Origin of the sequence: Bacillus sp. B2-WWTP-C-10-Post-4, from assembly GCF_009183805.1 — a bacterium.
Taxonomy (GTDB): Bacteria; Bacillota; Bacilli; order Bacillales; family Bacillaceae_G; genus Bacillus_A; species Bacillus_A cereus.
The window spans coordinates 54,883-69,185 of record NZ_WEII01000003.1 but is presented as its reverse complement, the minus strand read 5'-3'; the positions used below and the strand labels follow the sequence as shown (position 1 = coordinate 69,185).

The following is a 14,303-nucleotide window of genomic DNA, read 5'->3' as shown; positions in this document are numbered from 1 at the left end:
TTTTGTCGCGCTTTTTGTTTTTTTGTAGGAAAATATATGCCTTTCGTGTTGACAATGATAATCCTTATCAATTAAAGTAGAATAGTAGTTAATGATTATCATTATCAATTAGAGGTGAAGGAATGAAAAAATCTATTACGCTATTTACAGCGATTTTATCTATTTTTTTCTTGTTAATAGGTTGCAGTGCCAAAGGGGACGAAAAAGCGTCTGCAACCAAAACAGAAAAAGGAAAAGAGAAAATCGAAATTACCGACCTATCAGGAAGAAAGGTAACATTCGATAAAGTGCCAGAAAGTTTTGCAACATTAAGTATGGGGGACATGGATATTATTCATGCTTTAGGTGGAAAAATAGTAGGTCGCCCGGATACGAAATTAACTCTTCCGGATGAGCTAAAGAAAGCACAAGTAATTGGGAATGCACATCAACCGAATTTTGAGCAAATTGCTAGTTTAAAGCCCGATGTACTTGTTGCTAACAATGGATTCCAAAAGAATGTGCCAACGGTTGAAGGACAAGGAACGCAAGTTATCATTTCTTCTGCGAATTCTGTACAAGATATTCAAAAAAATATTGAATTATATGGAACGGTAATGAAGAAAGAAGATAAAGCAAAAGAAATTAATCAAAAAATGAATGATCAAATGAAGAAATATGAGAAAAAGAGCGATGTGAAAGCATTGCTAGTGTATGGCGCACCAGGAACTTATTTAGCGGCATTACCAACATCTTTATCAGGTGATATTTTAGAAAAAACAGGCGGAAAAAATATTGCTTCTGATTTTCCAGAAACGAAAGAATATCCGCAATATGCACAGCTAAGTGTAGAACGTATTATTGAGGCGAATCCAGATGTGATTTATTTAATTACACACGGAGATCCAAAAAGTGTGAAAAAAGCATTCGAAGGCGAAATGATGAAAAATGAAGCGTGGAAAAATTTAGAGGCAGTAAAACAAAACCGCGTAGTTATTTTGCCACCTGATTTATTTGGATCTAATCCTGGTACAAAAGTTACAGAAGCAATGGACTTTATGTATAAAAGTATACAAGATGTAAGGAAATGATACTATGGAAAGTAGTGAAGTAGTAAGAGAAAAGGAACATCCTTTTGCGAAAAAAAGATGGATAATAGCAGTTACTTTAGTTGTATTAACAATCCTAGGTCTCTTTTACGGTCTTTTCGCAGGAAGTTTATCCTTTTCTGTACGAGATATTCTAACGGGTATACAAGATGAAGGTTCGACAGTTCATCGAATTGTATGGGATCTTCGCATACCGAGAGTGCTCATTGGGTTTATAGTAGGAACATGTTTAGCTGCATCTGGTACACTGCTACAAGGAGTTATGAGAAACCCTCTTGCAGATCCTGGTATTATCGGAGTTTCATCTGGGGCAGGCCTTGTAGCAATTGTCATCATGATTTTATTCCCACAGCATCTAGCTTTTTTACCACTAGGGGCGTTTTTAGGAGCTTTCATAACAGCGATGGTTATTTATGCTTTATCATGGCAAAAAGGGGCACCACCTTCAAGAATCATCTTAGTAGGGGTGTCGATCAATGCATTAATTGGTGCAGCAACGTCAGCATTAATGTTATTACATAGTGACAAAGTACAATCGGTGTTACCGTGGCTAGCGGGTGGTATTGGTGGTGTAAGTTGGGCACATTTAAATATGATTATTTATTATGCAATATTCGCCATTATATTAGCTTTCTTTGGTATTAAGCATATTCGAGTGTTAATGCTTGGAGATGAAATGGCAAAGTTATTAGGACATAACGTGGAAAAAAGTCGGTTTTATTTAATCGTAGTAAGTACATTATTAGCTGGAATTGCAGTAAGTGTGTCTGGTCTTATTGGATTTGTCGGTCTTGTCGTACCACATATGCTACGTTTATTAGTTGGAAATGATTATAGATATTTGCTACCTTTATCATGCCTTGGCGGCGGGGTATTACTTGTTTTTGCGGATGCAATAGCTCGAAGTTGGTTTGACCCAATCGAATTGCCTGTTGGTATTTTACTGTCCTTCTTAGGTGGTCCGTTCTTCTTATATTTAATTCATAGAGGAGGAAAACAAAGTGATTTCCGTTAACAAAGTGTTTTACGCACACTCTGAAAGATTTCAAATGCAAAATATGAATGTACATATTAAGGCTGGAGAAATCGTTAGTTTAATTGGTCCGAATGGATCGGGAAAATCTACTTTGCTTCGTTTAATAGCAAGGCTACTGAAACAAAGCGAAGGGGACATCATTTTAGATGGGAAAAATATTCATATGATGAAGAGTGCTGATGTAGCGAAGCAATTAGCAATGTTACCACAAATGCATGATCATCAATTAGATTTAACAGTGAAAGAACTAATTGAGTTCGGAAGAGGTCCACATAAATCATGGAGTAGCCACTTAAATAAAGAAGATGAAGAAATTGTTGATTGGGCATTGTCTGTTACAAATCTTGAAGGGTATGAATATCGTCTTTTACATTCTTTATCAGGAGGGGAACGGCAACGTGCTTGGATTGCGATGACGCTAGCGCAACGTACAAATGTCTTATTATTGGATGAACCAACAACCTTTTTAGATATCGTTCACCAGTTGGAAGTAATGGAACTTGTGAAACGATTAAATGAGGAGTTTGGAATGACAATTATAATGGTTTTACATGACATTAACCAAGCTGCTCAATATAGCGATCGTTTACTTGTATTAAAGCGAGGAAAAATTCAGTATGATGGTATACCAGAAGAAGTACTATGCCATGAAATGTTTCAACATGTATTTGGCATAGATGTAGATATTTTTCAGGGAAGTGACAAGCCTTTTTTTACACCGAAACGAATTTCTAAAAGGGGAGAAGAGCGATGCAAACAGAAGAGCGTATTACCATTGAATTAGTAAGAGAATTTGTTATGGCAGCTCACGGGGATTTAGAGAAAGTACAAGAGCTATTGGTTGAATCACCAAGCTTACTTCACGCCTCTTATAATTGGGGTGGATCAGATTGGGAAAGTGCGTTAGGCGCATCGGCACATGTAGGTCGTAAAGATATTGCTCTTTATTTACTAGAAAAGGGTGCTCGGATGGATATTTTTGCAGCAGCTATGCTTGGTGAATTAGAAGTTGTACAAGCTATTTTAGTAGCTCAACCAGAAGCATTGCGCGCATCTGGTCCTCATGGTATTTCTCTTCTTCAACATGCACGAATGGGTGGAGAGAAATCTAAGCGTGTATATGATTATTTAGCAATACTATCTTAATGAACGAAGGAAGTTCTTATGTGCGGTAAACTTTTCACTTGAAACAATTGGAAAGTTTACCGCCCGTTAGAACGGGATAAGTATCTAGTATATTTGAAAATCCTACACCCCCCTCAATTGTAGTTTTCTTTATGCTAGTTATGATATGGATGCAGTGGACAATATTTGTCTACTGCTTTTTTTGTTTCTATAAGATTGAATATTCTGTGTTATGTGGTTGATTCATTTATAATAAATGGTAACACTTATTGTGCATACAAAATATGATTGTGAAATTAAGAAGAAATTAGTAGAAAGGAGTGAAGGAATGTTTCATACAGACCGTTTACAAATTCGTAAATATACAATGGATGATTTACAGTTCTACGCTTCACTATGGGGAAACGAAAAAGTAATGCGCTATATTGGAAATGGGAATTTAAAAACATATATGCAATGTAAAAAAAGTTTGGAAGAGTGGGTAATTCCTAGCTATAAAAACGGCCTCGGTTTATTTGTATTAATTGAAAAGGAAACGGGGATACGGATTGGTCATGCAGGATTAGTAAAGCAGCAGATAGATGGAAAAGAGGAAATTGAAATTGGTTATTGGTTATTACCTCAGTATTGGGGAAAAGGCTATGCGAGAGAAGCAGCGGCAGCATTTCGAGACTATGGCTTCCAAGCGTTACGAATGAATAAATTGATTTCTCTTATTAATCCGGACCACCCCGCCTCAATCTTTGTTGCTAGAAAAACGGGGCTTAGTTATGAGAAAACAACTTCATTTCATGGGATGGATGTTCTCGTTTATTCCATTAGGCGCGTTGGATGAAAAAAGGTTAATTGCATTTTTTGAAGAATGGTATATAAAAATAAAGGGGGGGATTACATGTACATTTATCATAATGGACTTATTATTCGTGAGGGAACGAATGGTGTACCTGCATATGCAATTAAGACTTTATTTGAAGATGCCGGTTGGAGCAATGATAATATCCCTTCTTGGCAAATTGAAAAATTCACGATAGCATTTGAAAATTCAACATGGGCATTCACAATCTGGGATGAAGAAGAGATGATTGCCATGGTTAGAGTCATTTCTGATGGAATCATGGTCGCGAACATAGTAAATTTAGTTGTGAAATGTGAATATAGAGGGAAGGGATTAGGTAAGAAACTTGTCGCTCTTTGTTTGCAAAAGCTACCACATGGTGACTGGTTTGCACATACTTCTGCGAACAATTTTGATTTTTATAGAAGCTGTGGATTTGAAGTTAGAGAGCTATCGAGAAATGGAACATGTGCGTATTATGGATATCAAGTCGCGAAAAGAGATGGTCACCGATAAATGAATGAAAAGTAAAAGTTTAGCGAGGTAATTTTGAGGATTTGATAATAGAGAATGGATTGAGGATTGTTTTATGATAAAATAAAAGAAAATTCTGTTTATTATTAGGGGGATAAAAATGAGTATAAAAGTTGGGGATGTATTTAAATATGAAAGAAGATTTACTGAGGAAGAGGTGTTTGAATTTGCAAATATTACCGGAGATAAAGGTAGACACCATGTGGAATATGATGAAAATGGAAGATTAATGGTCCATGGTTTATTGACTGCTAGCATTGGAACGAAAGTAGGCGAAGAATTACATTACATAGCAAGAGAATTAGTAAGTGAGTTTATTAGACCAGTTTTCACAGGAGATACAATCACTTGTGAATTAACTTTAACAAATGTTGAGCAAATGGAAGGTTATAAAAAAGTTTCAATCGAGTCAGTTTATCGCAATCAACACGAAAAGACTGTACTAGTGGGGACAAGTTATGGAATTATAAGGGGATAAAAAAGAAGCCTGTTTAGCAGGCTTCTTTTTTATTATTTAGTAAACACGTTTTCGATTTTCTGCATAACTAGAGATGAGTAATAATGCAGTTTCTTCTCCTATATTACGAACAATATGAGGAACGCATGCATTCCATGAGAAAGAATCACCTTCTTCTACAATTGCAATATCTTCACCGTGCTGAACTTCTAGTTTTCCGCGTAATACAAGGTGACATTCTTCCCCTTCATGGGCATTTGGTGAGTTTTCTTTCGGGAATCCAGTAGGGATTTCTACTAAAGATAGGCGAAGGCCCCCTTGCTCCGCAACATGTTCAATTCTTTGCTCATCTTTGCCGTATACACTGTATTTCCGTTCTTCTTTTTTGACAATTTTTAATCGATCTTTTTGCTCTAACAATAAATAGGGAAGGGGAACGTTTAAAAAATTGGAGATCGTTTCTAAAGTTGAGATAGATGGTGATGTTTTATTATTTTCAACCTGACTCATAAATCCTTTAGAAAGACCTGTTCCCTCACAAATTTGTGCGATTGTTATGCCCCTACGTTGACGAATTTCACGTATTGCAGAACCAATATTCATAAAATCAAGCTCCTTTTTGTAAACAACTATTTGTATCATAGCAAAAAAAATATATTTTTTCCCAGTGAAAATGAATTGACGAATAAAAAAAATTAGTGTATGTTTTGTAATGTAAATAAAAGTTTTGTATAAGAAAACTATAAAGGAGAGAAAGAAATGAATCAACATATTGGTAACTTAATTATTCGTATCGTGTTAGGGGTAACATTCTTCATGCACGGTTTAACAAAATTCCAATCAGGAATTGACAATATTGCAGGGTGGTTTACAAGCATTGGTTTACCAGGAGGACTTGCATACGGTGTAGCAACATTTGAATTAGTTGGAGGCCTATTATTAATTCTAGGTTTAGGTGTAAGATATATTGGATTATTATTTGCACTTGTTATGGTTGGAGCAATCGTAAAAGTGAAATGGTCAGCTGGTTTATTGGGAGATGGAAAAAATCCTGGTTTCGAATTAGAACTTGCATTATTAGCAATGGGTGCATACTTATTTGTTGCAAAAGCTGATGGTTTTGTAGATAATTTCTTAAAAGAAAAAATGTCAAAGAAGAACTAATTTAAATGGGGGGCTAACAAGATGAGTTTTCAACTTCATCCCGATACAACACTGGATGTTATTCATTTATACGTATCTAATGTAAAGAAATCACTAGAGTTTTATACGGAAGTACTAAGTATGAAGGTGCTAAAAGAAGAAAAAGCAGTCGTTACATTTGGGAATGAAAATGATGAACCACTTCTTATCATTGAAGAAAAGAAAGAAGCTTTTCCGAAGCAAAGAGGAAGAACAGGGTTATATCATTACGCAATTTTATTACCAAGTAGGCAGGATTTAGCGAATGTTCTTCGTCATCTTGTAGAAATGGTATATCCACTACATGGCGGGGCCGATCATTACTTTAGTGAAGCTCTTTATTTAGCTGATCCAGATGGAAACGGGATTGAAATTTATCATGATCGACAAAAAGAAGTTTGGCGTGATGAGAATGGAGAGCTCCCATTTGTTAGTAACCCGTTAGCTGGTGAAGAATTATTGCAGCAAGGAAGTACATGGAGTGGATTTCCAGCTGGTACTGTGATGGGGCATATTCATTTCCATGTAGCTGATTTAGAGGAAGCGAAACGTTTCTATGTTGATGGTCTTGGTTTTGAAGTAACAATCCCAGCTCGTAATGGAGCGTTGTTCGTATCAGCAGGTGGCTATCATCACCATATCGGTTTAAATACATGGCAAGGTGAAGGGGTACCACCGCAAATGCCAGGTTCTGTTGGTTTGAAATATTTCACAATTGTATTAGCGGATGAAAAACAAAAAGAGCAAGTATGTGAAAGCTTAAAAAATATTGGTAAGATTGCTACGTACAAAGATGGAATATTACAAGTCGAGGATCCATTTGGACATTGTATCCATTTCCAAATAAAAGGAGAAGCCTAAAAAGGCTTCTCTTTTTTATTTTCTTATAATTGCATTTTCGTTTTGTAAAAATAGTTCATCAAATTGTTTTGCAAGCTCAAAATCTAGTTTCGTTAAACCTTTTGCATTCCAAGATGACAAAGTAATAATAACTGCTTTATACTGGATAAGGATAAATGGATGGTGATTATGTTCTTCTGATAGTTTGGCGGCTTCAGAGACAAATTCGACTCCTTTTAAGTAGTCGGAAAACATATATTTTCGTTCAATCCATTTCTCATCTTTTACCATCCATTTATCTACCTTCAATAATTCCTCGTGAACTTCTTCTTCAGTTAATCTTAGCATCATTTTTCACATCCTTTATTGGAAGTAACGCAAGACCATTGTTAATAAGGCGTGTTACAGCTTCGTCAGTTGTGAAAGTAGAAAGTTGATGTAGTAATGCTGCAGATGTTTCATGCCCTTTGTTATGCTCTAAAAGTAACTCTAATACTTCAAGGCGCAGCAACCATTCTTTCGCATAAAATTTATTTAATACTTCTTGGATTGCTACTAATTGATCGATATGCGCGTCGTGTAAAATCCCCTCACTTCGAATATCTCGAACTGTTTGATACATACGTTCAAGTTCATTCAGCACAAGTGGAGCAGGAATTTCTTGAATTTCTTCATCCATTGGGAAGAATGCTGCAGCATCTGCGGCACCTGGGAATACTGAAGTGATTTGTGAGCCAACAGCCATATCAAATGTGCCCCATGAAGCATCAAATAAAACGCGGGCGTTATAAGTAACTGTGCAATCGATAAAGGAAATAAGAGCAATTTTCTTATCATTTTTCACAATATCTGTTACTGTTCCTTTTACATGAATACCACTTGCAAAAGTAAACTCAGCGATAGTTCCAATTGTGATTCCTAATGATTGTAGTTGTTCGTCTGTACAATTTTCTAATGCAATATTTTCAGTAAGTAATCCAATCGGTGTTCCAAATCCGTCATTGTGTACAGAAGTAGAATGATTCGCTAACTGTTTATTATGAAGCGCTAATGCTGTTGGCGAATTTGTTCGCATGTAAATTAATTCACCTGCATCGTTTTCAATTGTCTCGCTAAATGTACCTGTAATTTGTAATCCACTATTTAGCTCAGCTGTTGCATAGTTCTCAGAGCGAATTGCTTTTTCTAATCCTTCTTTACCACCAGTTTTAAAGGCCATCGTTTCAGAGAATTTCTCAAGTGCTTCTGTTAATTCTTCAAATGATTCGCAAACAAATAGTTGTGGTTGCATTTTTGTTACGTCATAAGTTGTACTTGTACATGCCTCTATAGAGAATGGAACCTTTTCTACAGCGTCTGTTAAGCAATGTTTGCTTTCGCCAACAGAAGAAAGGAGACCAGCACCATATATCTTTGGATCATCTATATTTCCGATCAATCCATATTCTACTGTCCACCAGAAAAGACGTGAAATTTGTTCAGCTTCCGATAAACCAGAAACTAAGTTTTGTTTTTCAATTACAGCATTTTCAGCAGCCTTAACTTCATCAGGAGTAGAAGTAGGGCTTTCTTTTACTATCGTTAATGTACGAACAGCTTCAAATGCATCATGTTCTTCTTTTGTAGAGAAAGCTTTTGCACCAATTTGCCCAAAACGTTTCACATATTTTGCATATGTAGGATCAAGTAAAATCGGTGCGTGTCCTGCGGCTTCATGTACGATATCTGGAGCTGGTGTGTACTCGATATTTTCTACTTTCCGGATATCTGTTGCAATCGGTAGTAATCCGTGTCCTTGAAAATCGAAGAATGCTACGCCAGGAATAAGTCCGTCAATTGTTACAGCGCCCCAGCCGCTTGGTGCCAAACACTCATTCATTTCTTCTACTTTTGGAATTGCATCTATATTAATACCAGATGATTGTAGTCCGTTCACATAGGCTGGATGAGCAACGTCTTTTAAGAAGCTATGATTTTGTCTCATAATGTAACGCCACACAGCGTGATTCACCGGTGTGTATTGATCATAATGTTGTGTGGATACAAATGGTTTTAAATGCGATGGAATTTCTGTTTTCTTTGTCATTTAGACATCCTCCTTTTTTTCAATAAAATTGAATATCGATTTCGTATAGCTTGTATCACCCCCTTTCATTTTTTGTAAGCGCTTATAAAATTTTATCATAAGATTCGGAATTATTTAACATATGTTTCTGTGATAAATAGAAAAAGCCCCTATCGGAAAATCCGATAGGGGCGAAAGAATCGCGGTACCACCCTATTTGTAAGTGAAAATATACTTACATCTCAATTAATGATAACGGAAAAATTCCGTCTTTTCCTTCATGCATAAAAGCACTACGAAAAAGAAGCTCCAGAATTGTAATTCATACTTATATATGTGCTAATTTCCACCGACCATTAGCTCTCTGTAACAGGGATATAAGATACTACTGCGATTCTTTCAACGCGTATATATGAAATTGTGTAAGAGGATGGATGCAAAAAAGTCCCTATCGGAAAATCCGATAGGGACGATAAAAATCGCGGTACCACCCTATTTGTAAACAACTAATTGTTTACCACTCACTTTACGATAACGGAAAGATCCGTCTTTCTCTTCATGCATAAAAAGCATTACGGGAAAGAAGCTCCAGAATTGTAATTCACGCTTGTATATGTACTGATTCGCACCAACCATCAGTTCTCTGGGACAGTGATATAAGTCGCTAATAGCATTCCTTCAAAGCCGATATATAATTCGTTAAACTAAACTATGTTTTGTATTATAAAACTATATTAAAAAAATTGTCAACAAAAATTTTTTATCCCGTGGTAATGAGCAGTAAAATTCCTACCTCAAAATTCGGTGGGAGAATAACTGCCCGTAACCCCCGATTGGTGAAGGCTAATAATCAGTGGGGATGAACAAAATCTCTACTGATTAAGGCTTCACTTTATTTCACTTCTAAATTAACAGTTAAATTAGAGGTATTGCCAGCTGCATCAGTTGCTACAATGTGAATAGTATTTTTTTCTTCGTGTAATTGAGTGCGATCGAAATAAATGTCATAGCTTTTCTCCCAAGGGTTCAGGAATGCCTGTTCCCATACACCATTTCCGTTAATTTCATATTGCATTCTCACTGGAATACCGGGTGCTATCCAACCAGATTCTGACATCCAATCTAGTAGAATATCATCAACTTTTCCTCTAATTACGAGATTTTCTTGGTCAACTTCGTGTGTTAACTTAGGTGCAGTTCGATCAAGAAATACAGCAGCTGTTTGTTTTGTTTCTCCACCAGAATTAGAAGCAACTGCTTCGATTTGATATAGCCCGTCAGCTAAAGGAGTGCCATCTGCTTTTGTACCATTCCATTTGAAAGGTTTGTATCCAGGAGTTGCATTTTTAGCTTGATGGATAATCCCTTGATACGTTACACGTTCTTTCGTAACTAAATTTGCATGTAATGTTACATCATCCACAGGCGCAACTAAATAGTAGTTGATGAGATTATCATCTAGTACGTGGTCGCCATTTGGGCTAAAAGTAGAATTAATAATTTCAAGTCCATCGATACGTTTATAATCTTTAGGATCGATACTAAATGTGAATGGAATTCGAATTTCTTCTTTTGCCCCTTGTTCTTTTACATATACATTTCCAGTATACACACCTTGTGGTAGTGAGCTATCTACCGTGATAGTAAATGGTTTTTCGGTACTACTATTCGGTTGTATGCTAATCGATGAAGGGACAGAAGCTTTTACTTTTGTTTTTGTGTTGGCATCTAGTAATTCCACACGAGTTGAAAAACTTTTCTTTTTACTAGAAAGGTTTTGTAATGTAACATTTTGCGTCAGTTTTACTTTTCCGCTATTTGGCTTAATAAGACCAAAGCTGACATTGTTAGGTTTTACTAATACATTTGTTTGAGCTGCTTTCGGAATGTTAATTAAACCAGATCCTTGTGCCATAACAGGGTATGTATTTTCATTGACATCATGTAATGTTTTTGCATTGTTAGCAAGAGCCGCTTTCAATTGTTCTGTCGTCCAATCCGGATGCATTTGACGCAAGAGGGTAACCGCTCCAGCTACTTGCGGAGCAGCCATACTTGTTCCGTTATGCGATTCATAGCCGCCTCGCGGTACTGTACTAGTAATTTGTACTCCAGGTGCAACAACATCAGGCTTTATTAGCCAACTTCCTTGTGATGGTCCTCTTGAACTAAAGTTACCGATAAGTTCTGTTTGCTTTGGTTGTCCAATTTTTATATTTTTCTTTCGTTTTGTGATTAAAGTTTTTAATTCTTCCCCATTTGTATTTGATAATTGCATTACTGGGATAGCCAGATGTTCACGTGAAAAATATTCCGGCATCATATTAATTTCTTTTTCGTTAGAGATTAATAACACACCAAGTGCCCCAGCTTGCTTCGCTTGTTCTGCTTTTACTAATGTACTAGAAGTACCTTGTAAAATAAGTGCGAATTTCCCTTTCACATCTTGTTTTGCATAATCACTTGGATTGCCATAACCAACATATACAAGAGGGGAATCATTTCCTATTGGAAAATCGGATTTTGATAACGGTAACCCTTGATATGTTTTGCTGGAACCAGCTACTTGGAATGTTGGAAACGGGATAGAAACCGTAGATGCTCCAACAGAAATGAAACTACTTGCGTTACCGGGAGCATCAACAGACCAAGGTTTTGGTCCGTCATTTCAATTTGAAACGACAGTAGTAACACCAAGTTTCGCTGTTCGTTCTAACGTTAATGTTACAGGCTGATCAGGTACATTTAAATCTTGCCCAAGGGAGAGGTTTAACACATCCGCACCATCTTGAATCGCTCGCTCAATCCCTTGGATAATATCATCTGTTGTACCAGTTCCACCGTCATTCATTACACGATAGGCTAGAATAGAAGCGTTTGGAGCAACGCCTTTAATTTTTCCATTACCCGCAATAATTCCAGCTACATGAGTACCATGTACGTTACCATCCATTGGATCGCTATCTTCATCAACCGTGTCATATCCACCGATATAATTTGCCTTTAAGTCAGGGTGTGTATAGTCTACGCCAGAGTCGATAATGGCTACTTTCATGCCTTTTCCATCAAGCGGTTTGCCAGATGGATCTTTTAAATTCCACGCTTCAGGTGCACCAATTGTCGGTCCACCGATATTTGGTGCTTCTTCGTTAGTAGTACTTTTTGATGTTTCATGCAATTTATATGTTAAGTTCGGATAGACTGCTTTTACTTCAGGTAAAGAGGCAAGAGAGGTAATTTGATCTCCAGGAACTGAAATAGAGAATCCGAAAAATAACGTATTATACACTTCTTTAATTTTTGCACCAGGTGCTTTTTCTTTTATTTTCTTAGTCGTATCTTCTTGTGCTTTTTTTAGCTCAGCATGATAAGACTGAGCATTACTATTTTGTAAATCTGGAGCATGCTGAATATTACTTTGAGCAGCGAGAGGTGCATGTTGCAATTCTACAATTACTGATATTTCTTTTGTTGTTTTCGTTTCAACATTTTGAGCAATTTTATGTTCTCCCCACTGTTCAATCGTTGTTTTTAATTGTGGACTAAATTGCTTCTCCTTTTGTAGTGATTCAGCATGAGCGCTTAAAGCTCCAAAACTAGAAAAGACAAGCGCCATGCTTAATAGTGTAGATGTAGTTTTTTTCATTGATACTCCCCTTAATAAAAAGTGCCAATATTCAGAAATTAAATCTTACATTTTAGTTATAACTTATAAATATAAATGTTGGCTAAACTATACTTTCGACATAATTCATACCAATCCTCTATGAATTGAAAATTTCTTGGGAAATTTTTTCTGATTATGTCGAATCGATATTTTTCACATATTGTAGGAAGAAAGTGAGGAATGCTATGAGGGAAATGGAGTGATGGTATGAAAAGGCTAATAGTAAGTGGTAGTGTAGTGTTGTTTATGTTTTTGTGTTCTATCACTATTACTAGCGCAGAAAATAATAGTGTGAAAGTTGCTTTTATTCGTCATCATAACCTTTGGATTAAAGTTGAGGGGAAAGAAAAACAACTTACAAAAGGAGAGAACATAACAGGGCCAAAGTGGTCACATGATGGAGAATGGCTGGCATATGTAAAAGGGAAGAAACAAAATATTCTTGAGTTATATCGGCTGAAAGATGGAAAGAAAGTTACGCCGTTTCACTCAGAAGCATCGAATTATCAATGGTCACCAACAGAAAATATAATTGCATTTATATTTACAGGTACATTAAATACATTTGATGTAGAAAAAAAGAATGCAGATTTTGAAAATGTATCGGCTGGTGTAGGGGATTATGCATGGTACCCCGATGGAAAGAACTTTCTTGTATCCTCTGAAGCGCACTTACTTCCAACAGGATGGACAGGGGCTCAGCTATATGAAGTGCAAAAAGATGCACATATGAATCCTCACAAAATGAAGCATTTGTATGCATTGCCAAATGAACATGATGATTTCCTAGCGCTAGTAGCAAGTGGCTTTAAGTGGTCACCAGATCAAAAGTGGATTTCATTTTTAGCAGTACCGACAGCTTCATGGTCAGCTGATAGTAATACGCTTTGCTTAGTTCGTGCAGATGGCAGTCGGTTTGAAAAAGTAGATCAAATGTTACTAAACGCACAATGGTTTCAATGGGCACCATCAAAAAATATATTAGCTTATATTGAAGGGAGCGGAAGAGTTGCATTAGAAAATAAGCATTTAAAAGTAAAGGAATTGCCAGCACTTCAGCAGAACATATTTACGCCGAAAGGATATGTTGATTGGGATTTTGTATGGAAGAACGATAGAGTAATTATCGTTTCACGAGCAAAGGAGGCAGGGATAGAAACTCCACCAGAAAAAAGGCCACTACCATCTTTGTATGAGGTCGATAGTACAAGTAATGCACAGCATCAAATCACAAAGAAAAAGAACAAGCAAGGGGATTACCACCCGATCTTCATGAAGAAGAGTAATCAATTAATTTGGATACGTTCAGACCGTAAGAAAGCGGATGTATGGCTTGCTCATAAAGATGGGAAACAGGAAAAGAAGTGGATTGAAAATATAGATGTACCAGCGTGGTATTATGAGAAATGGAATTGGGAAAATGTCATCTCGGTGAAATAACAATAAAAAACTGCCTAAAAGATCATTTTAGGCA

General features: G+C 36.5%; 13 protein-coding genes, 1 pseudogene and 2 other annotated features. Of the genes and pseudogenes, 10 read left to right on the top strand and 4 right to left on the bottom strand.

Annotation, left to right across the window (positions count from 1 at the left end; all coding sequences use genetic code 11):
- Positions 1-122 precede the first annotated feature (122 nt).
- From GBN78_RS03050 to GBN78_RS03020, 7 genes are all read left to right on the top strand, one after another.
- Entirely contained in the window at positions 123-1,070 is a 948-nt protein-coding gene (locus tag GBN78_RS03050) for an ABC transporter substrate-binding protein (protein WP_000748454.1), read from the top strand.
- Positions 1,071-1,074: 4 nt separating this feature from the next.
- Positions 1,075-2,103, top strand: a complete 1,029-nt coding sequence (locus tag GBN78_RS03045) for a FecCD family ABC transporter permease (protein WP_000445961.1) — start codon at positions 1,075-1,077, stop codon at positions 2,101-2,103.
- Positions 2,090-2,908, top strand: a complete 819-nt coding sequence (locus GBN78_RS03040; RefSeq protein WP_000626525.1) for an ABC transporter ATP-binding protein — start codon at positions 2,090-2,092, stop codon at positions 2,906-2,908. The genes GBN78_RS03045 and GBN78_RS03040 overlap by 14 nt, the downstream gene beginning before the upstream one ends.
- Complete coding sequence (locus GBN78_RS03035) at positions 2,875-3,270, top strand: ankyrin repeat domain-containing protein (RefSeq protein ID WP_001192763.1); 396 nt, start codon at positions 2,875-2,877, stop codon at positions 3,268-3,270. Before GBN78_RS03040 ends, GBN78_RS03035 begins: the two co-directional genes overlap by 34 nt.
- A 235-nt stretch (positions 3,271-3,505) precedes the next feature.
- Positions 3,506-4,084 carry a GNAT family N-acetyltransferase gene (locus tag GBN78_RS03030; RefSeq protein WP_000258037.1) on the top strand — a complete coding sequence of 193 codons (579 nt, stop codon included), beginning with the start codon at positions 3,506-3,508 and terminating at the stop codon, positions 4,082-4,084.
- Between the two features lie 57 nt (positions 4,085-4,141).
- Positions 4,142-4,600, top strand: coding sequence for a GNAT family N-acetyltransferase (locus GBN78_RS03025; RefSeq protein ID WP_000276114.1), 459 nt, complete (start codon positions 4,142-4,144; stop codon positions 4,598-4,600).
- A gap of 118 nt (positions 4,601-4,718) precedes the next feature.
- The gene (locus GBN78_RS03020; RefSeq protein ID WP_000025015.1) at positions 4,719-5,096 is read left to right on the top strand and encodes a hotdog family protein; all 378 of its coding nucleotides are present in this window, start codon (positions 4,719-4,721) and stop codon (positions 5,094-5,096) included.
- Between the two features lie 36 nt (positions 5,097-5,132).
- Here GBN78_RS03020 and GBN78_RS03015 read toward each other — a convergent pair whose 3' ends face one another.
- Complete coding sequence (locus GBN78_RS03015; protein WP_001020693.1) at positions 5,133-5,678, bottom strand: helix-turn-helix domain-containing protein; 546 nt, start codon at positions 5,676-5,678, stop codon at positions 5,133-5,135.
- A gap of 156 nt (positions 5,679-5,834) precedes the next feature.
- Between GBN78_RS03015 and GBN78_RS03010 the strand changes: the two genes are divergently transcribed.
- Together GBN78_RS03010 and GBN78_RS03005 are read left to right on the top strand one after the other, a co-directional pair.
- Complete coding sequence (locus tag GBN78_RS03010) at positions 5,835-6,239, top strand: DoxX family protein (protein ID WP_001071553.1); 405 nt, start codon at positions 5,835-5,837, stop codon at positions 6,237-6,239.
- A gap of 21 nt (positions 6,240-6,260) precedes the next feature.
- Positions 6,261-7,118 carry a VOC family protein gene (locus GBN78_RS03005; protein ID WP_000009812.1) on the top strand — a complete coding sequence of 286 codons (858 nt, stop codon included), beginning with the start codon at positions 6,261-6,263 and terminating at the stop codon, positions 7,116-7,118.
- Positions 7,119-7,133: 15 nt separating this feature from the next.
- Here the strand turns inward: GBN78_RS03005 and GBN78_RS03000 are convergent, their stop codons facing one another.
- The 3 genes and pseudogenes from GBN78_RS03000 to GBN78_RS02990 all read right to left on the bottom strand — a co-directional run bounded on the left by GBN78_RS03000 (position 7,134) and on the right by GBN78_RS02990 (position 12,808).
- Positions 7,134-7,448: a 4a-hydroxytetrahydrobiopterin dehydratase gene (locus tag GBN78_RS03000; protein WP_000979538.1), complete on the bottom strand. Its 315-nt coding sequence runs from the start codon at positions 7,446-7,448 to the stop codon at positions 7,134-7,136.
- On the bottom strand, positions 7,429-9,183 hold the full coding sequence (locus GBN78_RS02995; RefSeq protein WP_152126927.1) for an aromatic amino acid hydroxylase: 1,755 nt from the start codon (positions 9,181-9,183) through the stop codon (positions 7,429-7,431). Before GBN78_RS02995 ends, GBN78_RS03000 begins: the two co-directional genes overlap by 20 nt.
- A 163-nt stretch (positions 9,184-9,346) precedes the next feature.
- Positions 9,347-9,574: a binding site (T-box leader), on the bottom strand.
- 50 nt (positions 9,575-9,624) lie between these two features.
- Positions 9,625-9,853, bottom strand: a binding site (T-box leader).
- 201 nt (positions 9,854-10,054) lie between these two features.
- Positions 10,055-12,808 (bottom strand): annotated as a pseudogene (locus tag GBN78_RS02990) (S8 family serine peptidase).
- A 228-nt stretch (positions 12,809-13,036) separates the two neighbouring features.
- Between GBN78_RS02990 and GBN78_RS02985 the strand changes: the two are divergent.
- Positions 13,037-14,269, top strand: a complete 1,233-nt coding sequence (locus GBN78_RS02985) for a TolB family protein (protein WP_000825724.1) — start codon at positions 13,037-13,039, stop codon at positions 14,267-14,269.
- Positions 14,270-14,303 lie beyond the last annotated feature (34 nt).